22 protein-coding genes are annotated in these 24,317 nt (G+C 63.5%); 9 read left to right on the top strand and 13 right to left on the bottom strand.

Features of this window, described 5'->3' with window-relative positions:
• Positions 1-248 precede the first annotated feature (248 nt).
• Entirely contained in the window at positions 249-1,343 is a 1,095-nt protein-coding gene (locus ABC729_RS04300) for an extracellular solute-binding protein (RefSeq protein ID WP_495606413.1), read from the bottom strand.
• A gap of 232 nt (positions 1,344-1,575) precedes the next feature.
• On the opposite strand from ABC729_RS04300, the gene ABC729_RS04295 reads away from it, so the two are divergent.
• The gene (locus ABC729_RS04295; RefSeq protein WP_495606412.1) at positions 1,576-2,397 is read left to right on the top strand and encodes an FkbM family methyltransferase; all 822 of its coding nucleotides are present in this window, start codon (positions 1,576-1,578) and stop codon (positions 2,395-2,397) included.
• Positions 2,398-2,446: 49 nt separating this feature from the next.
• Here the strand turns inward: ABC729_RS04295 and ABC729_RS04290 are convergent, their stop codons facing one another.
• The 3 genes from ABC729_RS04290 to dapA form a co-directional block, all read right to left on the bottom strand.
• Positions 2,447-4,879 carry a TonB-dependent receptor plug domain-containing protein gene (locus ABC729_RS04290; RefSeq protein WP_495606411.1) on the bottom strand — a complete coding sequence of 811 codons (2,433 nt, stop codon included), beginning with the start codon at positions 4,877-4,879 and terminating at the stop codon, positions 2,447-2,449.
• A gap of 148 nt (positions 4,880-5,027) precedes the next feature.
• On the bottom strand, positions 5,028-5,501 hold the full coding sequence (gene smpB, locus ABC729_RS04285) for an SsrA-binding protein SmpB (protein WP_094456998.1): 474 nt from the start codon (positions 5,499-5,501) through the stop codon (positions 5,028-5,030).
• Positions 5,502-5,582: 81 nt separating this feature from the next.
• Positions 5,583-6,455 carry a 4-hydroxy-tetrahydrodipicolinate synthase gene (dapA, locus tag ABC729_RS04280; protein ID WP_495606410.1) on the bottom strand — a complete coding sequence of 291 codons (873 nt, stop codon included), beginning with the start codon at positions 6,453-6,455 and terminating at the stop codon, positions 5,583-5,585.
• Positions 6,456-6,479: 24 nt separating this feature from the next.
• Here dapA and ABC729_RS04275 point away from each other — a divergent pair, with 24 nt between their 5' ends.
• From ABC729_RS04275 to ABC729_RS04265, 3 genes are all read left to right on the top strand, one after another.
• The gene (locus ABC729_RS04275; RefSeq protein ID WP_495606409.1) at positions 6,480-8,591 is read left to right on the top strand and encodes a lytic transglycosylase domain-containing protein; all 2,112 of its coding nucleotides are present in this window, start codon (positions 6,480-6,482) and stop codon (positions 8,589-8,591) included.
• A gap of 98 nt (positions 8,592-8,689) precedes the next feature.
• A complete protein-coding gene (locus ABC729_RS04270; RefSeq protein WP_495606408.1) occupies positions 8,690-8,911 on the top strand; it encodes a hypothetical protein in 222 nt (73 codons plus the stop codon).
• Between the two features lie 577 nt (positions 8,912-9,488).
• On the top strand, positions 9,489-10,145 hold the full coding sequence (locus ABC729_RS04265; RefSeq protein WP_495606407.1) for a helix-turn-helix domain-containing protein: 657 nt from the start codon (positions 9,489-9,491) through the stop codon (positions 10,143-10,145).
• Between the two features lie 184 nt (positions 10,146-10,329).
• On the opposite strand, the gene ABC729_RS04260 is transcribed toward ABC729_RS04265, so the two are convergent.
• Positions 10,330-11,652, bottom strand: a complete 1,323-nt coding sequence (locus ABC729_RS04260) for a tetratricopeptide repeat protein (RefSeq protein ID WP_495606406.1) — start codon at positions 11,650-11,652, stop codon at positions 10,330-10,332.
• Between the two features lie 142 nt (positions 11,653-11,794).
• On the opposite strand from ABC729_RS04260, the gene ABC729_RS04255 reads away from it, so the two are divergent.
• Positions 11,795-12,010, top strand: coding sequence for a 2TM domain-containing protein (locus ABC729_RS04255; RefSeq protein ID WP_495606405.1), 216 nt, complete (start codon positions 11,795-11,797; stop codon positions 12,008-12,010).
• Here ABC729_RS04255 and purD read toward each other — a convergent pair.
• The 3 genes from purD to cobT all read right to left on the bottom strand — a co-directional run bounded on the left by purD (position 12,007) and on the right by cobT (position 15,577).
• The gene (gene purD, locus ABC729_RS04250; protein WP_495606404.1) at positions 12,007-13,302 is read right to left on the bottom strand and encodes a phosphoribosylamine--glycine ligase; all 1,296 of its coding nucleotides are present in this window, start codon (positions 13,300-13,302) and stop codon (positions 12,007-12,009) included. The genes ABC729_RS04255 and purD overlap by 4 nt on opposite strands.
• A 93-nt stretch (positions 13,303-13,395) precedes the next feature.
• Complete coding sequence (locus tag ABC729_RS04245; RefSeq protein WP_495606403.1) at positions 13,396-14,487, bottom strand: threonine aldolase family protein; 1,092 nt, start codon at positions 14,485-14,487, stop codon at positions 13,396-13,398.
• Positions 14,488-14,497: 10 nt separating this feature from the next.
• On the bottom strand, positions 14,498-15,577 hold the full coding sequence (gene cobT / locus ABC729_RS04240) for a nicotinate-nucleotide--dimethylbenzimidazole phosphoribosyltransferase (RefSeq protein WP_495606402.1): 1,080 nt from the start codon (positions 15,575-15,577) through the stop codon (positions 14,498-14,500).
• A gap of 48 nt (positions 15,578-15,625) precedes the next feature.
• Here cobT and cobS point away from each other — a divergent pair, with 48 nt between their 5' ends.
• Genes cobS through ABC729_RS04225 form a run of 3 tightly spaced genes read left to right on the top strand, consistent with a single transcriptional unit; the run spans position 15,626 to position 17,841 of the window.
• Positions 15,626-16,486, top strand: coding sequence for an adenosylcobinamide-GDP ribazoletransferase (cobS, locus tag ABC729_RS04235; RefSeq protein WP_495606401.1), 861 nt, complete (start codon positions 15,626-15,628; stop codon positions 16,484-16,486).
• Positions 16,483-17,115, top strand: coding sequence for a histidine phosphatase family protein (locus ABC729_RS04230; protein WP_495606400.1), 633 nt, complete (start codon positions 16,483-16,485; stop codon positions 17,113-17,115). The genes cobS and ABC729_RS04230 overlap by 4 nt, the downstream gene beginning before the upstream one ends.
• A 51-nt stretch (positions 17,116-17,166) precedes the next feature.
• Positions 17,167-17,841: a lipid-binding SYLF domain-containing protein gene (locus ABC729_RS04225; RefSeq protein WP_495606399.1), complete on the top strand. Its 675-nt coding sequence runs from the start codon at positions 17,167-17,169 to the stop codon at positions 17,839-17,841.
• 120 nt (positions 17,842-17,961) lie between these two features.
• On the opposite strand, the gene ABC729_RS04220 is transcribed toward ABC729_RS04225, so the two are convergent.
• Complete coding sequence (locus ABC729_RS04220; RefSeq protein ID WP_495606398.1) at positions 17,962-18,696, bottom strand: hypothetical protein; 735 nt, start codon at positions 18,694-18,696, stop codon at positions 17,962-17,964.
• Positions 18,697-18,752: 56 nt separating this feature from the next.
• On the opposite strand from ABC729_RS04220, the gene ABC729_RS04215 reads away from it, so the two are divergent.
• The gene (locus ABC729_RS04215; RefSeq protein ID WP_495606397.1) at positions 18,753-19,484 is read left to right on the top strand and encodes a DsbA family oxidoreductase; all 732 of its coding nucleotides are present in this window, start codon (positions 18,753-18,755) and stop codon (positions 19,482-19,484) included.
• Between the two features lie 15 nt (positions 19,485-19,499).
• Here the strand turns inward: ABC729_RS04215 and cysS are convergent, their stop codons facing one another.
• From cysS to ABC729_RS04195, 4 genes are all read right to left on the bottom strand, one after another.
• Positions 19,500-20,873, bottom strand: a complete 1,374-nt coding sequence (gene cysS / locus ABC729_RS04210) for a cysteine--tRNA ligase (RefSeq protein WP_495606396.1) — start codon at positions 20,871-20,873, stop codon at positions 19,500-19,502.
• A 54-nt stretch (positions 20,874-20,927) separates the two neighbouring features.
• On the bottom strand, positions 20,928-22,286 hold the full coding sequence (gene gltX, locus ABC729_RS04205; RefSeq protein ID WP_495606395.1) for a glutamate--tRNA ligase: 1,359 nt from the start codon (positions 22,284-22,286) through the stop codon (positions 20,928-20,930).
• Between the two features lie 58 nt (positions 22,287-22,344).
• Positions 22,345-23,511, bottom strand: coding sequence for an adenylate/guanylate cyclase domain-containing protein (locus tag ABC729_RS04200; protein WP_495606394.1), 1,167 nt, complete (start codon positions 23,509-23,511; stop codon positions 22,345-22,347).
• A 91-nt stretch (positions 23,512-23,602) separates the two neighbouring features.
• Positions 23,603-24,316, bottom strand: coding sequence for a DUF6250 domain-containing protein (locus tag ABC729_RS04195; RefSeq protein ID WP_495606393.1), 714 nt, complete (start codon positions 24,314-24,316; stop codon positions 23,603-23,605).
• Position 24,317: the final 1 nt, after the last annotated feature.

Below are 24,317 nucleotides of genomic sequence, written 5' to 3'. Positions count from 1 at the left end.
TTTACGATGCAACTACATACGAAATAGAGATGTTATATTGGATTTTATGCTAAAATTATTAATAGACGCTGAAACATATGAAATATAATCTGACTTTCAGATTTTATTTTATCGATTATTTACAACCATATTTTTCGCACTTTAAGGCCTCGCCTTGATCAACCTTCCCTGGACGGAAGGCACCAAAACGAAAAACGCCGGCGGGAAGCCCGCCGGCGTTCTCAAACACAATATTTGCAAAGGATCGATCAGCGACCGGTCTTGATCTTGGTCCAGGCGCGGGTGCGTTCACGCTCCGCCTTCTGGTTGATCTGCTTCACGGTGAAGAACTTAGCCATCACATCCTTGGGCGGGAAGATGGCCGGGTTCTTGGCAATCTCCTGATCCATCAGCGGCCAGGAGGCCGGGACGGCATTGGCATAGGCCACGAAGTCGGAGATGCCGGCCATGGCCTTCGGCTCCAGCACGTAATTGATGAAGGCGCTGGCGGTCGCGACATTGGCACCGGCCGGGATCGTCATCATGTCGAACCAGACCTGGGCACCTTCCTTGGGGATGGAATAGGCGATGGTGAACTTGGCCTTGGCCTCTTCGGCGCGGGCCTTGGCCTGGAACACGTCACCGGAATAGCCCACAGCGACGCAGGCGTCACCAGTGGCCAGCGGGTCGATCACCGACGGCACGAAGGTCTTGATATAGGGGCGGATGGCCAGCATGGCCGCCTCGGCCTTCTTCGTGTCTTCCGGGCTTTCCGAATTCGGATCCAGGCCCTGTGCCTTGAACACGGACGGCAGAACGTCGGTCTGGCTGTCCAGGAAGACGATGCCGCAGGCGGCCAGCTTCTTGGCATTTTCCGGCTTGAAGACCACATCCCAGCTATCAACATTCACGCCGGGCAGCAGCTCCTTTACCTTCTCGACATTGTAGCCGATGCCGATGGTGCCCCACTGATAGATGATGCCATATTCATTGCCGGGGTCCGTCGATTCGACCAGTTTCATCAGGGCCGGATCGACATTCTTCAGATTGGGGATCTTGGACTTGTCCAGCTTCTGGATGGCCTTGGCCTGGATCAGCTTGCGCATCGTCGGTTCCGCCGACGGCACAGCCACGTCGTAGCCGGAATTGCCAACCAGCAGCTTCGATTCCAGCGTCTCCAGATCGGTGAAGACGTCATACTGCGTCTTGATCCCGGTCGCCTTGGTGAAATCGTCCAGCGTGGTCTCGCCGATATAATCGGCCCAGTTATAGATATTGACCTTCTTTTCCTGGGCCATGGCCGTATGGCCGACGGCGATGGCGGCAACCATGCCGATGGCGCCGATCACATGCTTCAGCTTCATCAAGGACCCCCAATCAGATCGGACGCCCGCTTGGCACGGGACCGCCCCGGTAGGTGGGTGCTGCTGCCCGCAGCACCCTGGACAGCGGGCATTGCACATAGCCGCCAGTGCCTTGTCAATGATGATGGATTTGCCTTGTGTCGTAAGGGGATGCGACATCCTATGTCCTATGGCATAAGCGTGCCGCAGATGCCCTTTCCGGGGGCAGTTTCTGCTGTCTGGAGGTCATGTTTTGCGCAACATACAGGAGCCGCCCTTCGGCACGCACGCCCCCGGCACCCTGCCCCGGCTGCTGACCGATCTGTGCCAGGGACTGCCCGTCACGCCGGCGGGCCGGCGGCTGGCCTTGTGGCTGCGCAAGGTGGCGATGGTGCTGCAAGGCCCGGTGTTCGATGTGGCAGTGCGCGGCATCCATCTGCGTCTGCATCCCGGCGACAATGTCGGGGAACGCAAGTTCCTGTTCATGCCGCAATTCTTTGACCCGGAAGAAATGGCGCTGCTGTCGCAGCGTTTGCCGCGCGACGGCACCTTTGTCGATATCGGGGCCAATGTCGGGCTCTACACCCTGAACGCCGCCCGTTTCCTGGGGCCGGCGGGCCGTATTCTGGCGGTGGAGCCGGGGCCGGAGGCGGCACGCCGCCTGTGCTTCAATCTATCGCTGAACCGCACGGACGCCGCCATCACCCATGCCGACTGTGCCATCGGGGCGGAGGAAGGCGTGATGGGGCTTTATCTGGATGACAGCAACCTGGGCGGTTCCTCCCTGGTTCGCGACCATGGCGGCAAATCCACCCCCGTGCGCGTGCGCCCCCTGGTTGATGTACTGGCAGAGGCCGGGATCACCCGCATTGACCTGTTGAAGATCGATATCGAAGGGGCGGAGGACAAGGCCCTGCTGCCCTTCTTCGATCAGGCCCCTGAGAGCCTTTGGCCGCGCGTGATCATCATCGAACGGTCGGAAGAAAGCTGGACCGGTGATCTGCTGGGCCGATTTAAGGCGGCGGGATACAGGAGCTTCGGCAGCAGCAAAATGAATTGGCTGTTTGAACGGTGAGGTTGATCCCGGCGGCGGCGAATATCCGCCGCCGCCGGAACCGCCGCCGTTACCAAGTCATCTTGACCTTGGCATAGTAGAAGCCGCCGTTGAAACCGAACGGCGAGAAATTGGAATACTGAGCAAAGCCGTTCGGGTTGGCGCCCGGAATGACCAGATCAGTGTAATTGTCGAACACATTGTTCACACCGGCGGAGATCGACAGATTCTCCGTCAGGTCGTACCCGACATCGATATCGGCCACCCATTCAGCCCCGAAGGTCTGATCCAGTGCGGCATTGGCATTGCGTGAGGTGAACTTGCCATAGCGCGTGCCACGGACAGTCACGTTGAGATCTTCATACTGCCAGCTGGCAGACAGGTTGATCTTGTTCTCCGGCTGGGCTTCCTCGAACCGACCTTCCTCCACGCGGGAGAAGCGGGTCAGTTGCAGGCCAACCGTGCTGAGCGTGGACGGGTTGGGCTTCACGTTCAACGTCTTGGTATCGTTGAAATTGACGCCCGCCGTCAGGTTCAGGGTGCCGGCACTGTCCAGATCGGCGCGGTAGGTGCCGACGATATCGACGCCGCGCGTGCGGGTATCGATGGCATTGGTGAAGAAGCGCCCACCGGTCACGCCGGCAAAGCCGCGCGCCGTCAGGAAGTTCTGCACCGCCGTACCCGTCAGGTTCTCCGACAGGACGATACGGTCATCAATACGGATCTGATAGGCGTCAACCGTCAGGCTGGCGTTCGGGAACGGGTTGGAGGTGAAGCCCAGGCTGTAATTGATCGACTTTTCCGGCTTCAGGTCTTCAGCACCCAAGGCCTGGGCCGCCGGGTCATTGACGCGGAAGGTGCGGATTTCAAACGGCACACCACCGATGAAGTTGGTGGCCGTGGAGGAGAAGTAGCTCTGCTGCAAGGAAGGCGCGCGGAAGCCGTTGGACACCGCACCACGCAGGCCGAACGCATCCGTCACATCGTACTTGAAGGCGAACTTGCCCGACCCGGTCCAGCCGAAATCGGAATAATGTTCGACACGGCCTGCCACGCTGACCAACAGCATGTCCGACAGCTTGGTTTCCATGTCGAGATATGCCGCATAGCTGTGGCGATCGACATCGACCTCATCGCTGGGTCGGAAGCCGGGGAAGCCCTGGGCGCCGGGTGCCGGCTGGGCACCGACGGCGCTGGTGGAGCCGCCATCCAGCACCTTCACGCCGCCATCTTTCCAGCTATCCTCATCCCCTGCCCCCAGTTCATAGCCTTCGGTGCGGTATTCCAGACCGGCGGAGACGCTGAGGGCGGAGGGCAGACCGACATCCATATCGCGCGAGACGTCGGCATTGATCACGCCCTGGGTGTAGAGCAGATCACCGGCATAGAAGCTGCGGCGGCTGTTGGTGCCATAGGTGGCGTTCAGGGTGTTTTCCACGCTGAACGGGAAATCATTGCGGCCATAGGTGCCGGAAATGTCGTACCGCGTTTCGCCAGCATCCCCCTTCACGCCCACCGCCACCGACATATCGTCGATGTCCGACGTGATGAAGGGCAGGAAACCGTCGGGATAGATGGCGCGGACATTGTTCGGGTCGCGCGGACGCCGCCAGGTGGCACCGGCCTTACCTTCGCGCTTGTTGTAATTGCCGAAAGAGTAGAGTTCGGCACCGCCCAGCGGCAAGCCCAGATTATAGACAATATTATAGTCGGTGACGTCGCTGTCGCCGTACCAGAAATTGTCGGTGCGGTTGATCGTCGCCTCACGCGGGTCGGGCGCACCACCGGCCAGATTGTTATATTGCTGGCGAATATCGGCGGCCTGACGGTTGGTATGGGCGCGGTCGCGATATTCAGCGGTCAGGTTCAGATAGCCGCCATTGCCAATGGTCGCCCCGGCATTGGAGGCGAAATGATAGACGTCGCCATCGCCCTCATAGGTCTGACCATAGGAGGCGAAGGCCGACCCGCCCTCATTATTGTCCTTCAGGATGATGTTGATCACGCCGGCGATGGCATCGGAACCGTACTGTGCCGCCGCCCCATCGCGCAGCACCTCGACCCGGCGGATGGCGGAAGCGGGAATGGCGTTCAGGTCGGCACCGGTAGAGCCGCGACCGACCGAGCCGTTCAGGTTCAGCAACGCCGTATTGTGACGCCGCTTGCCATTGATCAGGACCAGGGTGTGGTCGGGCGACAGGCCGCGAAGCGTGGCCGGGCGGATATGGTCGGTGCCGTCAGTGATGGTCGGCTGCGGGAAATTGAAGGAGGGCACCAGTGCGTTCAGGACCTTGTTGACCTCGCCCAGGCCAGACCGCTCCAGTTCGCCTGCATTGATCACGTCCACCGGCACCGGCGATTCAGCCAGGGTACGGTCGGCGCGGCGCGTACCGGTAACGACAATTTCCTCAATATCGCTCGCGGGCTGCTGCGCCTGGGCGCCCCCCGCCACCGTGAGGAACCCGGCCAGCGCCGTACCAACCATAAGCCACTGCTTACTCATGAGTTCTTCTCCCAACTTTTTTCAGTCGCCGCCCCATTTGGAACGACTGAGCACCCAGGAACGATAACTTATCCTGGTCTGTTGGGAAGGTGAGGACGCTTAACCGGCTGTTAATATTGCAGTAGTGTGACGCAATAGGCGCAGGGGCTTACCCCCGCGCGCGCATCAGGCGGGCCTTGTCGCGCTGCCAGTCGCGTTCCTTCTCCGTCTCGCGCTTATCGCCCTTGTTCTTGCCCTTGGCCACCCCGATCTCGACCTTGGCCTTGCCCCGGTCGTTGAAATAGATCGACATGGGCACCAGGGTCATGCCCTGGCGCGCGATGGCGGTCAGCATCTTCACCAGTTCCCGCTTGCGGACCAGCAGCTTGCGCGGACGCTTGGGATCGTGCTGCAGCCAGGCCCCGGCCTGGCCATATTCGGGAATGTAGGAATTGACCAGGAACAGCTCGCCCCCGATTTCACCGGCATAGGCTTCCAGGATGGAGGCCTTGCCGCCGCGCAGTGACTTCACCTCCGTGCCGGTCAGCATGATGCCGGCCTCCACCGTATCCTCGATAAAGTAATCGAAGCGGGCCCGGCGGTTCTGTGCCGCCAATTTGCGCTCGGGCGCGTTGTTCGCCATCGCTGGAAAAATCCGATCAGAAAAGAAAACGTCCCCCCTGTTATGGGGGGACGCATCTGTAAGTTCAATGGAATCAGCGGATCAGATCAGGCCTGCCTTGCGCATCGCGGCCTCAACGACCGTCCGGCCCTCGGTGCTGCAGGGCACCAGCGGCAAGCGGACATCCGGCGTAGACTTGCCCAGCAGGCTGGCTGCGTACTTGACCGGGGCCGGGCTGGTTTCCACGAACATGGCCTGATGCAACGGCAACAGGATGTCGCGGATACGGGCCATCTCGACCAGATCGCCGCGCTGCCACGCCTCATGCAGCTGCGAACACAGGGCGGGTGCGACATTGGCCGTGACGGAGATGCAACCCACCCCACCCTGGGCCAGGAAGCCCGTAACGGTGGCATCCTCGCCCGAAAGCTGGCAGAAGTCGGGCCCGATCTCGACACGGGTGCGAAGCGGGCGGGCCAGATCGGCCGTCGCGTCCTTCACACCGACGATATTGGGGAGCTTCGCCAGCCGCGCCATGGTTGCGACAGACATGTCGATGACGCTGCGGCCGGGGATGTTGTAGATGATGATGGGCAGATCGACGGCGTCATGGATGGCCTTGTAATGCTGATAAAGACCTTCCTGCGACGGCTTGTTGTAATAAGGTGTGACGATCAGGGCGGCGTCGGCACCAGCCTCCTTGGCGTGACGGGTCAGGGCGATGGCCTCTTCCGTCGAATTGGAACCGGTGCCGGCGATCACGGGCACCCGGCCCTTCGCCACCTCAACGGTCAGGGAGACGACCAGACGATGTTCCTCATGGCTGAGCGTCGGCGATTCGCCGGTCGTACCCACGGGAACCACGCCGTGGGTCCCCTGTTTGATCTGCCAGTCCACGAAGTCCTTGAACGCCACCGCATCCACCTTCCCCTCACGGAACGGCGTGATCAGTGCGACGATGGAACCCTTGAACATGGCAAGACACTCCGGTCAGAACGAATGAAGGCGCGAACCTTAAACAGCCGCAATCCCCGAAACAAGGCGGCAGGCCGTGCCCTGGCGGCGATGCTGATCTGTCTGGGTATCGGGCTTGGCGGCACCGGATTGGCACAGGCGGCCGGAACGACCAGCGATGTCGGCATCTATAAACAGGCCCTTCGCGCCGCCGATCAGGGCAAGTTGGACGAGGCACAGCGCATCGTTCGCCGCGCGCCCGACGATCTGGCCTCACAGCTGATCTTGTGGATGAGCCTGACCCAGGGCGGCAGCGACGCCAGCTGGGATTCCGTCACCGGATTCATGAAGCGCCATCCCGACTGGCCCAATCAGGCCGCCCTGCGCCGCAATGCCGAGGCAAAGATGCCGTCGGACATGCCTTATGCGCAGGTCCGGGAATGGTTTGAGAAGAACCCGCCTTTGACCCTGATTGGCCTGGGCCGTTATGCCGACGCGCTGATGGAGACGGGATCGTCGGACAAGGCCATCGAGTTGATCCGTGATCGCTACATCAATGGCAGTTTCGGCGCGCAGGAAGAGCGGGATTACCGCCAGCGCTATGTCGGCCTGCTGCGCCCGTCCGACCATGCTGCCCGTCTGGATCAACTGATCTGGGCGGATAAGATCGATGAGGCACGGCGCGTCATGCCCCTGGTCGATCCCGGCCGGCAGGCGGTGGCGGAGGCGCGGATCGCCATGGCGGCGCAGTCGCCCGGCGTGGATGGCGCGCTGCGCCGTGTGCCGGCCAGCCTGCAAAACGATCCCGGACTGCAATATGACCGGACCCGCTGGCGCCGCCGCAAGGACATGGACGATGGCGCCATGGAGGTGCTGGCCACCAAGCCGGCGGAGGAACAGGCCCATGCCGCCGACTGGTGGGTCGAACGCCATATCCTGGCCCGCCGGCTGATGGAAAAGGAACAATATGCCCGTGCTTATGAACTGGTGGCGGGGCATGCCACCAAGGATGGGTTGGGCTTTGCGCAAGCAGAGTTCCTGGCCGGCTGGCTGGCCCTGCGCAAGCTGAACCAGCCCGATCAGGCCCTGAAGCATTTCGAAGCCCTGTTCCGGGGCACCAGTTCCCCTGTCAGCCGGTCACGCGGCGCCTATTGGGCGGGTCGGGCGCTGGAGGCGATGGGTGACAAGGAACGGGCCGCCACTTGGTTCGATACCGCCACCACCTATGGCGGCACCTTCTATGGCCTGCTGGCCGTCGACCATCTGGAACGCCTGCCCGGCAGCGCCCTGCCGGTGGAGCCGGAGCCGACAGACGAACAGCGCCGAGCCTTCGACAAGCGAGAGATGGTGCGCCTCACCCGCCTGCTGGCCCGCATCGAGGGGCCGGACAGCGACCGCACCACCCTGTTCCTGCGCAAACTGGCCGCCGATGCCAAGACGGGCGAGGAATACCGGATGGTGGGCGAACTGGCCCTGGCGCTGAAGCGCAAGGATCTGGCCGTCACCACCTCGCGTGCGGCATGGCAGGATGGCTTTGTGCTGCGCCATGCGGGCTTCCCGCTGCTGGACATGAAGCCGCCATCGCGGCCCGAAGCAGCCCTGATCCATGGCATCATCCGCCAGGAAAGCAATTTCGTGGCCGATGCCGTCAGTTCAGCCGGGGCGCGCGGTCTGATGCAGGTGATGCCGACCACGGCGGCCGGCGTGAACCGCACGCCGCAGCCCAAGCCCGCCGCAGCCGGGTCGAAGAACGCCAAGAACAAGAAGCAGGACGCCAAGACAAAGAAGCCGCCCGCCAAACAGCCACCCAAGACCAGCAGCACGGCCAACCGCCTGACCGCCGACCCCCGATACAATGTCGAGACAGGGTCGGCCTATTTGGCCGATCTGGTGGACCGGTTCGGCGGGTCCTATGTTCTGGCCATTGCGGCCTACAATGCCGGCCCCGGACGGGTGGCCGGGTGGTTGCGCGATTATGGCGACCCGCGCGGCCCCGGAGTCGATGTCATCGACTGGATCGAGACCATGCCGATCTATGAGACTCGGAACTACGTACAGCGTGTTCTGGAAAATGTTCACCTCTATCGGGCCCATCTCGGGCACCCGGCGATTCGGATGACATTGGATCTGGAACGTGGAGCCGCCACCAACGGCTGATCACGAAGGGACTAATCCCTATTTCCGCGCGCCAAAATCCGGGCGGCAGGCGATGATGGTCACAGCTTTGCCATCATTCCCGCCGTCCGGAGCCTTCAATGCCGGCCCAGCCGATTACCCATCACATCCGCGAGGCCGCTTTGGTCCATGCCCGCCTGCTCGACCGGCTCATCGCCGAGACGGAGATGGAAATTGCCCGGGATCACAAGCCTTTCGTTTCAGAAAGTCTGCGGGAATGGCTGGGCGTCCTGCGGGCGGAACGCCAAGTCTATGGCATGGCTTCGACACTTCTTGTCAGCGACATTGAAAATGCCGCTTGACGCGGGCCCTAGATTCCGGATTTTCATCTTGAAAATTCGGTTCTAACGCTAGGCATGTGGCAAATTCGCTCAATGTCCGGATTCGCGAAGTTGATTTATCGACAAGCGGCGCGGATGTGGTAGTATAATTGATGTTAAATACCCGCATGGGCCGAAGAACCCCCGCTCTGGCAGTTCGCGTTGGATTTATTGCGGCGTCTGGTTGTTCAATTTGCCGCGCAAGACAACCGAGGGGAGGTTATCCTAATAGAATTTGAGGCGCATTCTGGTTTTGCTGCCGTGAATTGGCTGACCAAAGTCGCTTGTGTGTGTGCGGAACATACAAGTGATGGACAGTCCGGCTAAAATCACAGATATTGCCATACCATAGCATGCGGGCGATTTGGGCCGCGTACTTGCGTGAGCGATCCATGTGGTCCAGTGACCAAAGAAGGTCTGAGTGCTTTTGATGACGTTGGAGGCGAAGTACCGCCCCAGGGTCGAGATGATGCAAAGAATGGTGATCTCTGATCGTCACGGAACAAATTGCGTGACGCGGTGTTTCACAGGAACGCGGAATAGGGGGCTATAGAGTTCTATGCCGAGACGGAGCAAAAATGCAGCGGTCGCTGCGCTTGAGACGGTGATCGAGAACCATGTGGCCGGCCGTATAAGACTTCGTCGCGGCCTTTTAGGAATGAGCCAGTCTGACCTTGCAAAGGCACTGGGCATCACTTTCCAGCAGGTTCAGAAATACGAACGCGGGTCGAACCGCGTTTCTGTCGGCAAGCTGTATCGACTGGCTGACATCTTGGATGTACCGCTGACCTTCTTCTTCGATGGTCTGGATGTTCCCGACATGCGGCGACCGCCGGAGAGCTTCGCCGCCACGGCTGAAGGTTCCTCCCCGATCCTGTCCCGCCGCGAGTTGGATCTGCTTCGCGCGTGGAAATCCGCCCCCGAAGAGGTGGCCGACGCTGTGGGTTCCCTGCTGCGCGCCGTTTCCCCGAATGCTGGTTACGACGAGGAAGCTGCCGCCGCCGCCGCCGCCAACCGGCAATACAGCGCACCTGTAGAGGCATCGGCAGCGCCGGTGGTTGAGGCCCCCCGCCGTCGTGGCCCGGTCCCCGGCAGCAAGCGCCAGCCCAAGGTGCAGGAAGATGCCGCAGCAGCCGCATCCAATGGCCGCCGGCGCCGTGGTGCCATCTGGGACCCGGCTGATATTCGCGACTATGGCGAAGGCGAAGGCGACTGAGCCCTGACTGAAAATACGAAAGCCCCGGCGATGAAAGTCACCGGGGCTTTTTTATATTGGTCGCCAATTAACTGGTGGTGAATATTTACAACAAAACCGGCTAAGGTTTTTTGTAACTCTCGATACGAGTTGCCATTCCTGGAAACCGGTCGTTTCTCAAATGGACACAGCCCCGTAGCAAATTTCACGCATGGAATGACAGCCAGACGTTAAAGCTGTCATGCAGCGCATCAATGGTGATGCCCTGTCCACGCTTCACCGCAAACGGCCGATCCGGCAGGTAGAAACCGGGCTGCCAGCCGCTGGCCGGACTGTCCACGAAGGGGCTGTTCTCGAACGTCACGCCGCCGCCGAAATCCAGCCAGACCCATTGCGCCAGGGCGGCACATCGGCCTTCGGCGTTGGCGGGCAGGATGAAGCGGACCTGTTCCGATGCAGGGATAGGATCGCCCGTGAAATCAAACACGAAAGGATCCGCCGCCACCGACAAAGCAACCGGCTGAACCAGCCGCGCATCATAGCGCACCGACCGTGGGTACAGCCGGTTGAAGGCCGACAGGTCAAAGCCGCTGGTCGGTCCCGTAAACAGATGCATTTCCAGCAGTGCACCACCGGCCAGGGCGCAGCGCACGCCGCCACGCGCCGGCAGGATGCGGGCATCCGGCTTCAATAGGCGGGCACGGGCATCGGCCACCGCCGGAATGATGCGCTCGGACAGGAAGTCGCTGGCCACAATCTCTGACAAAAGCACATCGGCCGGGCGCGGCAGGACGTCGCCCACCTGCAAGGCGGTCGACAGGGTATTGACCACGGTGATCCGGTCCGACAGGCCGTTGGCGGCGATGACAGCGCGCGCCGTCTCCGCGATCCAGGGCACCGCCTCGCAGGTCACGACCTGTGCGCCCGCCCGCGCCGCCATCATGGCCAGCAGGCCGGAGCCGGTGCCGATCTCCAGCACCAGATCGCCGGGCTTCACCTGCGCCTTGATCGCCGCTTCATAGGCATCATTGCGGGGCGCGTCATTGACCATCGGCACATGCCAAAGCGGCAGCATGCGGGTGCGCAGCTTGGATTGCAGCAGCTGCGCCTCGACAAAATCGGGCTTCAGGGCTAGGGCCTGGCCGACCTGCTCCAGAGCGTCTTCCAGCTTATCCTGCTCGCGATAGGTGGCGGCCAGATTGAAGCGGCCAACAGGGTCATCCGGCTCCACCGCCACTGATTTCTCAAAGGAAACCCGCGCCTCGTCCATGCGGTCCAGCTTCTGGTGGCACAGACCGATATTGAAGTTCAGGCCCCGAAAACTCGGATCGGCTTTTCCCGCCTTCTCAAAGGCCGTAAGCGCCTCGGCCCATTTCTCCTGCGCCTTCAGAACAAGGCCCAGATTCCAGGAAACCGGCGCCATGCCGGGGCGCAGCTTATCGATCTGGCGGTACAGTTTCTCGGCCTCCACCCAGCTTCCATCATTCTGGCGAGAAACGGCTTGGGCGAAGATGCGGTTGAGGTCCATGGCGGCTGCTTTTGGATCAAGGGGATATGCGCGATTGTGGCCCAGGCGATGCCGGCCAATCAACCATGATCGGTACTGGCAACACGCGGCGTTGGCGCTATGCTGCGCGCCCATTCGGTTCCCCATTATGGACGCCCCTGCCATGCCCCTGCCCGATGCGCACCCGGCCGTGAAGAAGCGGCGCAGCCAGTTGCTGAACCACCTGCTGGCCTATTTCATCTTCGCCGTCATCATCGTGCCGGTGAACTTCTTCATCACACCGGACAAGGTCTGGTTCTTCTGGCCGCTGGTCGGCTGGATGGGGCCACTGGCCCTGCACACGGCCTATGCGATGGGCATGTTCGACAAGAAGGGTTAAAGCCCCCGCGCCATGGCCCGCCACGCGATGTCGCGGCGGCAGAAGCCTTCCTTCCAGTCGATCCGGTCCACCGCCTCATAGGCCTTGGCGCGGGCATCGGCCACACGCGGGGCAATGGCGGTGACGCCCAGGACACGGCCGCCATTGGCCAGGATGGCACCGTCGGCCCCTTCCTTGGTGCCGGCATGGAAAATCTCCACACCATCCACCTGTCCCGCCTCGCCCAGGTTTCCGATGCGGGTGCCCTTCACATAGTCGCCCGGATAGCCCTCGGCAGCCATGACGACGCATAGGGCGGCCTCGTCATGCCATTCGGGGACCTGCCCCGACACGTCGCCCTGGGCCGCCGACAGCAGCAGCGGCACCAGATCGGATTTCAGGCGGCGCATCAGCACCTGACATTCCGGGTCGCCGAAGCGGACATTATATTCCAGCAGCTTGGGCACCGGCTGCCCATCCGGCCCGTCCACCACCATGATGCCGGCGAACAGCACGCCGATGAAGGGCTTGCCCTCCGCCGCCATGCCGCGCACGGTCGGCAGGATCATCTCTTCCATGATCCGCGCCTCAATGGCCGGCGTCAGGACGGGGGCGGGGCTGTAGGTGCCCATGCCGCCGGTATTGGGGCCTTGGTCGCCATCATAGGCGCGCTTATGATCCTGCGCGCCGGCCAGGGCGACGGCGTTGCTGCCGTCGCAGATGGCGAAGAAGCTGGCCTCCTCCCCATCCAGGAATTCCTCAATCACCAGTTCGGCCCCGGCATCGCCAAAGCGGCGGCCCACCATGGCCTCCTCGATGGCGGCATAGGCCTCATCCACGCTCTGGCAGATGGTGACACCCTTGCCGGCGGCCAGACCGTCGGTCTTCACCACGATGGGGGCACCGTGGCGGGCCACGAATTCCTTGGCTTCACCGATATCGGTGAAGCGGCCATAAGCGGCGGTGGGCACGCCGAAGCGGGCCACTGCATCCTTCATGAAGCCCTTGGACCCTTCCAGCGCTGCCGCCGCCTGTGACGGACCAAAGGTGGGGATGCCGGCGGCGCGCAGCGCATCGGCCAGCCCCAGGACCAGCGGCTCCTCCGGCCCGACAACCGCAAAGTCGATGCCTTCGGCGGTCGCAAAAGCGGTGATGCCGGCCACGTCATTGGCCGACAGTGGCACCAGGGTCGCCACATCCTTGATCCCGGCATTGCCGGGGGCACAGTAAAGGGCGTCGCACAGGGGGGAGCGCTTGATGGCCCAGCACAGCGCATGTTCGCGACCACCGGAACCCACGACCAGAATCTTCATGGCTCAATCCCCCTCCTGCGCCCGTTTGGCGGCGGTTGCTTAGCATGGGTTGGGGGATGGGTCACCCGGCGGTGTGGGATGGCGCCAATGCGTTCAGCCGCGTGCGGCGGTCAGCAGCTGGGCGAACCGGTCGGCAAGGGCACCCGTGTCATGGGTCATGGTCGCCTCCCCCACCACCATCTCCGTACAGCAATGGTCGCGCACCGGCAGGGGGATGACGCGGCCAAAGCACCACACCCCTTCCTCCCGCGCCATGCGCTCCAGGGCTGACGCCAGCGCCGGGGCTGCGATCGGCCAGACCAGCCGGAAGGAATTGCACATCACCCGGTCGGCAGCCCAGGGGGCCTCGCGGGTGGACAGCGCGTCGGCCAGAGCAACGGCCCGGGTGTGATAGATCCCCATGCGCGGCAGAAAATGGCGCAGGCCATAAAGCCCACCCAGCACAAACGGAAACGCCGTGTAGAGATTGCCGCCCATGCGCGATCGCCAGGGCTTCAGCGTGTCCAAAAACGCCGCATCGCCGGCAATCAGCGCCCCACCCGGCGCGCCCAGGCCCTTGTACAGGCTGCCATAGACACTGTCGGCCAAGGCCGCAATCTCCGCCAGCGAGCGGCCATAGAAGGGCTGCGTCTCCCACAGGCGCGCACCATCCAGGTGGAAGGCAATCCCCTGCCCCCGGCACCAGGCGGACATGGCAGCCAGTTCCTCCCAGGACAGCGTCCGGAACCCGGCATTGCGCAGCGGCAGCTCCACCACCACCGCCGCCAGAGGTTCCTTGACACCCTGCAAGTCAGCCAGCGTGAACGGCGCGTCATCCGGCCCGATGCGGACCAGCCTGATGTCCGACAGCCGCTCCACCGCGTCCGACTCATCCGCCGCGATATGGCTTTTCGGATGCACCGCCACCAGCCGCCGGCCCGTGCGCTCGCGATGGGAAAACAGCACCGCCTGCTGCCCCACCACCGCCTTGTGGAAGAACAGGGCGGACGGCTTGCCCAGCAGATCCGCCACCTGCCCCTGCAACAGGTCGATGCCGGGACCGGCATTATACTCATCGCCCGCCAGATCAATCTCCGGCATCGCCAGCATCCGCTCCATCCACAGACGCGGCGTGATCGGCCCATGCCCGTGCAGGAACGTGTCACAACGGGCGCGCAGCGCGCGGTCGAGGATGATCGGGGTCATGGCTTGATCCTCAATGCACCGACCCGGCGGGCTTATCGCCCTTGGCCGATACACCAGCCTCGGCAAAGGTCGCCATGTTCAGGTGGCAGGCAAGGGCGGAGCGCAGGACGGGGATGGTCAGGGCCGCGCCCGACGCCTCGCCCAGCCGCATGTCGAATTCGAACAGCGGGCGTTTGTTGATGGCGGTCAGCAGGCGGGCATGGCCCGGCTCTGCGCTGCGATGGGCCACGATACAATGGTCCAGCGCCTTGGGATCGGCCTTGTACAGCACGGCGGCGGCGGCGGTGCAGGCAAAACCGTCCAGCACCACCGGCACGCGGGCCAGACGACAGGCGATGATCGCCCCCATGATGGCGGCCAGTTCCTGCCCGCCAAGGCAGCGCAGCGCCTCAAACGGATCGGTCAGGGCCGAGGGGTTGGCGGCCAAGCCCGCCTCCACCGCCGCGATCTTGCGCTTGATGCCTTCGCTGTCCACGCCCGTGCCGGGGCCAACCCAGTCAGACGCCGGGCCACCGAACAGGGCGGCGCAAAGGGCAGAGGCCGACGTGGTGTTGCCGATGCCCATTTCGCCCAGGCACAGCAGGTGCAAGCCGGGTTCAATCGCCATCATGCCATAGGCGGCGGCGCGGGCGCAGACCTCCTCGCTCATCGCCGGGCCTTGGGTGAAGTCAGCGGTCGGATGGTCCAGGTCCATCTCATGCACGCGCAGATCGGCATCATGCAGCTCTGCCAACTGGTTGATGGCGGCATGACCATTGATGAAGGCCTGCACCATCTGCCCCGTCACGGCGGGCGGATAGGCCGAGACGCCGCGTTGGGCCACGCCATGGGCGCCGGCAAAGATCACAATGCGCGGATGGGTCAGTTCCGGCGGTGCCTTGCCCTGCCACGTCGCCAGCCATTGCACCAGCTCCTCCAGCCGGCCCAAGGCACCGGGCGGCTTCAGCAGGGTCTGCTCACGCTGCATCGCCGCCGTCGCCGACTCCAGATCAGGTCCGGGCAGATCGGCCAGCACGCGGCGGATTTCCTCCAGGCTGGGCAGGCCTTCATCATCGTGGTGGTGATGGGAATGGTCGTGATGGCCGGACATGGCTGTTCCTGAAGCGATTGTTTCCAAGGTTACCGTCTGGCCCCCTGGATGGGGGCGGGAACGGTGCTGGCGGTGAACGCCACACTGGCCTATACCGATGTCATGAGCGATGCAACAAAGCAGCACAGGCCCCAACCGCTCGCGGAATTCATGGCGGCCACCATCTTCCTGACCCGCCTGCCCCTGCGCTGGAAAGGCGACTGGCCGGACGACCTGAACCGCCGCGCCCTGTCCTGGTTCCCCATCGTGGGCTGCCTGATCGGGGTTGCGGGCGGTGTGTTCTACTGGGCGCTCACCGTCGCCGGTCTCGCACCTCTGCTGGCGGCCATCGTGACCGTCGCTGCCCTGACCTGGCTGACGGGCGCGCTGCATGAGGATGGTTTGGCCGATGTCGCCGATGGATTCGGCGGCGGGCGCAACAAGGAAGCCAAACTGTCCATCATGAAGGACAGCCGTGTGGGCACCTATGGCTCCATGGCCCTGATCCTGGTGGTGCTGGCCCGCGTCGGGGTGCTGGCCACCCTGGCCGATCCGCGTACCGTGGCGCTGGCCCTGATCGGCGCGCATGCCTTCTCACGCGGATTGCTGCCACTGGTAAAGTTGGCCCTGCCCGATGCGCGGCTGAAGGGCGTGTCGGCGGATCAGGGACAGCCCGACAGCGCGCGCGCCCTGGTCGCCCTGCTGATCGGCTTCACCCTGGCGGCCACGGCCTTGAACAAACTGCATCTGGCGTCAGGCATGATCAGCCTGTCGGTCATGGCCGTGTCCGCCGCCGCCGTCTGGGGCGTGGCGCGACTGTCGAAGAAACAGATTGGCGGGGTGACGGGCGATGTGCTGGGTGCCGGACAGCAGATGGCCGAAATCGGCTTCCTCCTGGCCCTGGCTGCTGTCGTTCCGGCATCGACATGAGTGTTGGTGACACTGTCACACGCTGGTGGTGGGTGCGGCATGCGCCCCTGTCCCTGCCCCCCGGCACCATCGCCGGACAGATGGATGCGGATATCGATCTTTCCAATACCGGAATGATTTATGGTGCCCGCTCCTGGCTGCCCGACAACGCCATCTGGCTGACCACACCGCTGTCGCGCAGTATCCGGTCGGCATCGGCGCTGACGCCCGATCAACCGACCCTTTGCGTGCCCGATCTGACCGAACAGGATTTCGGGTCGTGGCAGGGCCGCACCCATGCGGAAATCTGGGAGAGCGAGCGGGAGAGCGCCGAACATTTTTGGCAGGACCCGGCCGGCAATACCCCGCCGGGGGGCGAAAGCTTCGCAGACCTGTGCGCGCGGATATCGGCGGCGGTGATGCGCGAAACGGCGGTCCATAAGGGTCGGGACATCATCATGATCGGCCATGCGGGCCCCATCCGTGCCGCCCTTGCGCTGGCGCTGGGCCTGTCGCCGGCGGGGGTGCTGTCGGTCGCGGTCGATCATTGGCACCTGTTCCGCATGGATCATCTGGCCCTGGGCGATGGCGACGGACAATGGCGCCTTATCGGTGCCAATATTCCGCCATGTCGGGGCCGCTTGCTTTGATTAAGCATTGCGGGCATTGAGAAGATGTTCGCGAAATAAGGGAGCGGAGAAATGAAGCGTTTCGTGATGGCCCTGTTCGGCCTGACCCTGGCGGTGTCCGCCCTGGTGCGCCCGGCCCAGGCCCTGACGGAACCCGAATTGATGGTGGAACGGGCGCGGGTCACGGCGCTGACCCTGCTGACCGATCCGCAATATAAGGACCTGAAGAACCTGGTGGGCCGGGCGCGCGCCGTCCTGATCCTGCCGAACGTCATCCAGGCCGGCTTTTTCGTGGGCGGCGGCGGTGGCACCGGCGTGATGGTGGCGCGCGGCGACGATGGTGCGTGGAGCGGTCCCGCCTTCTACACCCTGGCAGAGGCCAGTTTCGGCCTGCAATTCGGCGGACAGGCGTCGGAAATGATGATGGTGATCATGACCCAGAAGGGCCTGGACGCGGTCATCGACCGCAAGGTGAAGCTGGGGGCTGACGCGAATGTCGCCATTGGCGAGTTGGGCACCGGCGTCGGCGCATCCTATGGTGTTGGCTTGTCGGCGGACATTTATGTCTATGCCAAGACCAGCGGCCTGTTCGGCGGCATGGCGGTCGAAGGCTCGGTCATCGCCCCGCGTAATGAGTTCAACGACAAGTTCTATGGTCAGAAGACCGAACCCCGAGCCATCCTGGTGGACCGGCATTTCTACCGGCCAGAGGCACAGGCCCTGGCGACCGCGTTGAGTGCGCAGTGAGTGAAAGAGCGGTTTTCGGCTATCCGAAAACCGCTCCGGCGGCGACCGCCGCCGCGCGGCACGTGCCGCGTAAGCCAAGCTGCAAAGGCAGCGCCGGCGATTATTGAGGACATGTAAAGGTTAAGCCACTGCCGCCCGCGCCACCGGCGTGCGGGCGGCAGCCATGGCTTCCACATCCGACCGGCGCAACAATGGGTAACGGGTGCGGATCAGGCGGGTCAGCTCCGCCATGTCCCAGTCAGGCAGCGCCTGCGGATCGAAATGCAGGCCCAGATATTCATCCGCCGGCAAGGCCCCCTCCATCGCCAGGAAACGGATGCGCCGCACCTGTTCGGCAGCGGGCGTCACATCGTCCTGTTCCAGGGCCGGCAGACAGCGCCGCTCCAGTTCCAGCAAGGTTTCGCGCCGCCGGTCCGTCTGCCATTGCCGCAGCAGCGACAGGATGCCCGACAGGGCCGACATATCCTTCAAGCCTGCACATTGCCGGACCAGCAGGTCCAGCAGATTGGCGGCCCGGATCAGGCCGTCATCCAGATCAAAGATCACCGGTGAATGGCGGCGCACGTCCAGTTCCTGACAGACTAGCGGATGTACCGCCGACCGGTCGGCCAGATTGAACCAGACCTGTTCCAGCCAGGCCAGCGTGCGCTCCAGGCGCGCATCACCGCGCGGCGCGCGGATCACCTGTCCGATCAGGACCTGATCATCCAGCAATTCATCCGCCGCCGGCACCTCGTCCGACAGGAACCCGGCCAGAACCGGGTCCAGATCATGCGTCAGATTGACCGCAAGAAGCAGGGTGGCGTGGCCGACAAAGGCCGATGCCAATTGCGGTGCGGTCAGTATTTTGGTCATTCTGGGTCCCCACCCGCCGGACCGTCATAAATTTTTCACAGCATGGACCCGTGCGGTTGTCGGCGCAACGACTCTTGCGCGGTGCCGCCCCCTCGCCCACCCTGTCATTTCGGGTTATGGTGAAGGTGTGGCGCGGGGGCATCGGGGCGGACATGCTGATCGAGATTTATTCGGACCTGATCTGTCCCTGGTGTTTCCTGGGCAAGGTACGGCTGGACCGGGCCCTGGCCGAACGGCCGGGCGTGCGCGTCGATCTGCGCTGGATGCCGTTCCAGTTGAACCCCGACCTCCCGGCCGAGGGGATGGATCGCGACCTCTATTTCACCGTGAAATTCGGCGGCCCGGAACGGGTGCGGCAGATGCATGCGGTGGTGGAGCAGGCGGCGGCGCGTGAAGGTCTGTTCCTGCGCCAGGACCTGATCCGCCGCATCCCCAGCACCCTGCAGGCCCATCGCCTGATCCGCTTCGCCGAACGTTGGGCGAAAGCCACACCCCTGGCCATGGCCCTGTTCGCAGCACATTTCCAGCGTGGGCTGGATATTGGCGACCTGGACACCCTTGTGGATATTGCGGAAGAACAGGGGCTGGATACGGGGGAGACGCGCGATTACCTGGACGGCGAGGCCGACCGCGCCGCCATAAAGGGGGCCGACACAACGGCCCGGCAACTGGGCGTACAGGCCGTCCCCTGCTACATTTTCGACCGTCGCTATGCCCTGGCCGGGGCGCAGGAACATACGGCTTTCCTGCCGATGCTGGATCTGGCGCGCGACGCGCTGGTGGGGTGAAGGGAAGGAAGCGGGTTATCCCCGCTTCCAGGTCGTCCCCTTCGGCCCGTCCTCCAGGATCACACCCTGTGCGGCCAGATCGTTGCGGATACGATCGGCCTCGGCGAAGTTCTTGGCCTTGCGCGCGGCCAGACGGTCGGCAATGGCCTGTTCGATGGCGGCATCATCCAGACCCGACGCACCCGCCGGCTGCCACTTGAACCAGGCTTCCGGGGCTTGTGTCAGGAAGCCCAGCAGGTTGGTGGCCGCCTTCAGTGCCGATGCAGCGGCCAGACGCCCGGCATCGTCCCCGGCCTTGTGGTAGGCATTGGTCAGTTCATGCAGGACCGAAATGGCCAGCGGCGTGTTCAGATCGTCCATCAGGGCGGACATGAATTCCGCCGGGATGTCCCCCGCCGGCACATCACCCGCCGCACGCAGCACGCCATACCAGCGATCCAACGTCTGCCGCGCCTGGGCCACCTTCTCCTTGGTGAAATCCAGCGGCTGACGGTAATGGGCCGACAGGATCGCCAGACGCAGCGCCTCGCCCGGAAACTCGTCCAGCAGTTCGCGCACCGTGTAGAAGTTGCCCAACGACTTGGACATCTTATCGCCGGCAATGGTCAGGAAGCCGGAATGCAGCCAGACATTGGCCATCACCGCCGTGCCATGGGCGCACCGGCTCTGCGCGATCTCATTCTCATGGTGCGGGAAGATCAGGTCCAACCCGCCGCCATGGATATCGAACACTTCCCCGAAATGCGCTGCCGTCATGGCGGAGCATTCGATATGCCAGCCGGGCCGCCCCTTGCCCCAGGGGCTGTCCCAACCGGGTTCCCCGTCCTTGGCCGGCTTCCACAGCACGAAATCGGCGGGCGACTTCTTATAGGGGGCGACCTCCACCCGCGCGCCGGCGATAAGCTCGTCCTGGCTGCGACGTGACAGCTGACCGTAATCGGACATGGCGGGCACATGGAACAGGGCATGACCTTCGGCGGCATAGGCGAAGCCCTTGGCGATCAGCGCCTCGATCATGGCGATCATATCGCCGATATGCCGCGTGGCGCGCGGTTCGATATCGGGGCGCAGCAAGCCCAGATCATCCATATCGGCGTGGAACTGCACCGTGGTCCGCGCCGTCACGCTGTCGATCGGTTCGCCGGACTGGTTCGACCGCTCAATGATCTTGTCATCCACGTCGGTGATGTTCCGGGCGTAGGTGACCTTCGGGTACAGGTGCTTCAGCAGCCGGGCCAGCAGGTCAAAGGCGCTGAAGGTCCGGGCGTTGCCGATATGGGCATAGTCGTAAACGGTGGGGCCGCAGACATAGAGCTTCACATGAGCCGGGTCGATGGGCGCGAACGCTTCCTTGGTCCGCAGCAGCGTGTTGTAGAGCGACAGGGTCATGGGAGCAGGCTTTCCGTCAGCAGAAAGATCATCAATAGAGATAAAGGCAGCGGATCAGGCCGTACAGCCCGACAGCCGCGCCAGCGCCCGTTCCCGCCCGATCAGCGGCAGCAGGGTCTTCAACTCCGGCCCGTGATCATGGGCGGTCAGCGCGCGGCGCAGCGGCAGGAACAGGGCCTTGCCCTTGGCCCCCGTGGCCGCCGACACCGCCTTGGTCCAGACACCCCACGTCGTGTCGTCCCACACGCCATCGGGCAGCAGTTCGGCAGCCTTGGACAGGAAGCCAGCATCGTCGATCAGCGGTGTGACCGCCTGCTTGGTCACGGCCCACCATTCCTTGGCGTCCGACAGACGCGACAGGTTGGGTCGCACGGCCAGCCAGAACGCCTCATCAACCCCATCCATGCCCAGCGCCACCAGACGGTCGGCAACGGCGCTGAAAGGTGCGGCATGCAAGACCTGGGCGTTGAGCCGCATCAGCTCATCGGCATCGAATTTCGGCGTGCCGCGCCCGAACTTGGCAAAGTCGAAACCTTCGGCCAGTTCGGACAGGCTGCCGGCGGCGGCGATCGCGTCCGATGTGCCCAACCGCGCCAGATAAGCGGTCAGGGCCAGCGGCTCCACCCCTTCCTCGGTGCGCAACGAGCGCACGGACAGGGAGCCTAAGCGCTTGGACAGCCCCTCCCCCTCCGATCCCGCCACCAGGGGCAGGTGGGCGAAGGTCGGGACGCTCCCCTTGCCCTCCACGCCGATCATGGCCTCGAACAGCTGCACCTGCACCGCCGTGTTGGTGACATGGTCCTCACCGCGCACGATATGGGTGATGGCGAAATCCAGATCATCCACGACCGACGTCAGGGTATAAAGCGGGCGCCCATCCTCGCGGATCAGCACGGGGTCCGACAGGTCGGCACCGCGGAAATGCTTATGCCCCTGCACCAAATCGTCCCAGGTGATATCGGCGTGGTTCAGCTTGAACCGCCAATGCGGACGCCGCCCCTCACCTTCCAGCCGCGCACGGTCGGCCTCGGTGAGGCGCAGGGCGGAACGGTCATAAATGGGCGGGCGATGCTGGGCCAGCATCGCCTTGCGCTTCAGGCCCAGCTCTTCCGGCGTCTCATAGCAAGGGTAAAGCCGTCCGGCCGCCTTCAGCGCTTCCGCCGCCTCCGCATAGCGACCATAGCGGTCGGACTCGCGGGCAAAGCGGTCCCAGGTCAGGTCCAGCCAGGTCAGGTCCTCGGCAATCGCATCGGCAAAGGCCTGGGTGGACCGTTCCTCGTCGGTATCGTCCAGACGGAACATGAAGCTGCCGCCATGCCGGGCCGCGAACAGCCAGTTCATGATGGCGGTGCGGACATTGCCAATATGCAGATGGCCGGTCGGGCTGGGCGCGAAGCGGACGGCGACGTTCATGGCTCGGGATCAGGCTGTCAGGGGAAAAGATGGGCGTGCAGCGATAGCATGGGCACCATCAACAGGGCACGAAAATCTCTTCCGGCTGATCCAATCCCCGCACCTCATGCACCCCGACCGACCGCATCATGCGGCCGGAGCAACCGGCAAAGGCCGTGGAAACGACGAAATGGCTGTCCAGTACCTTCGCCACCTCCAGCAACCGGCTGGCCAGATTGACGGCGGGGCCGACCACGGTGAAATCCAGCCGGCGCTTGCCGCCGATATTGCCAAAGGCGACATGGCCCAGATGCAGCGACAGGCCGTAATCGATGCGGCTCTGCCCGTTGGGGCAGGCCTCGTTCCAGGCCGTGACGGCATTATGCAGTGTCGCGGCGGCGGCGAGGGCATGGCCGCACGCCTCTCGCGGGTTCAGCATGTCGGCGGGGAAGATGGCAAGCATGCCATCGCCCATGAATTTCAACACCTCGCCGCCATGCGCCTCTACCGCGTCCACGGCCAGATCAAACCAATGGTTCAATCGTTCCAGGACGGTGGTGGACAAATTGTCGGCGGTGAAACGGGTGAAGCCGCGCAGGTCGGCAAACAGGATCGCGGCAAAGATATTGTCGGCATCGCCGCGCGAGATCTGCCCCGCATAGACGCGGTCGCCAGCCCCAGCGCCCAGATATGTCGCCAGCAGGTCGCGCGCGGTGTTGCGCACCACGCGGGCTTCCAGAATCGGTGACACGGCGGCCACGATATGGGTCAGGTCGATAATGTCCTGATCGCTGAACGCTGTGCGCTTGGATGCAAACGACATGGCCGCCGACCGGTGCCTGTCCTGCACCTGGATGGGCGCGATTAAATAATCCTGGAACCCTTCCCGCTTCAGCCGCGCCAGAAGCGGCATGTCGGTATCCTCGACCGCCAGGCGCAGACGGTACGGCTCCCCCGTTTCATCCACCCGGTGGACGGGGGAGTTCAGATATTCCGTCATGTCGGTATCGACACGGTTCAGCCGGTGCGTGCCGGTGGCCTGACCACACAGCCAGACACGCCCCTCTCCCACCACTTCGGGATGGAGCAGCTCCAGGTTTAATGAGACGCGACCGATGGGTATGCCCGACTGGGCAACCCGATCCACCAGCTGCACGAACAGTTGATCGATATCGAACAGCTGATTGCCTTCAAGCAGCAACCAGTCGGCGATGGAACGGACGCGGTCGGACAGGAAGGCGTTCAAGGGGCAGGCTCTCCGGCAACGGGCGTCCTAAGATTGGGGTGCCAACCCATTCGGCGCAAGTACCGGTTAATGCAGGCGTGGCCTGACCAAATCAGATGTAACCCGCCTGGTACACCCGGAAATTCCGCACCCGGAAATGGCTCTGCGTCGTCCGCAGGGCAAAATGGCCGGCGGTCAGGGGTGCGGGATCATCAAAATCGAACAGCAGCCGGTCATCACGCCAATAACGGATGCGCGACCCGACAGCGGCCAGCGTCACCGTCTGCCAGACATTGCCGACCAGCATATCCGCCGGCAGCCGCCGGTCATTCTCCGGCAGCAGGGGACGTTCCCCTGCCCGGCCCGTATAGCGGCGGAACCGCGTGGTGCTGTTGGAATTGCCGCCCTGGCCGACATAATAGAGGACCAGATCGTCATAATCCTCGAACTTGCCCGAACGATCCTTGGCCAGTGCGTCACCATTGGCGGCGTCGGGATCGTTGGCCATCCAGAAGGCGTTCAGGTCCGATAACCGGTCATTCGGCCCCCCTTGCGCCACCATCAACGCCTCATACCGGATGGCGATGGGACCGGACAGGCGGGGCTTGAACCACAGCGACGTTCCAGCCGGCACATCAATATCCAGAACACCATCGGCAGCGGTCACCCGACCCGGCCGATGGGCCTGCAACAGCCACTGGCCCAACCCATCGCGGAAGTCGTCAGCATGCAGGACCTCACCCAGCGACAGGCCGGAAGGAACAGCGATGGCCGGGCGCACGGCGGACAGGGCGGCGGCGGACAGGAGGAAGGTGCGGCGTTGCATA

Source organism: Niveispirillum sp. CC-CTL257, from assembly GCF_059489915.1.
Note: the sequence above shows the minus strand (reverse complement) of the source record. Positions and strands in the feature narration are given on the sequence as shown.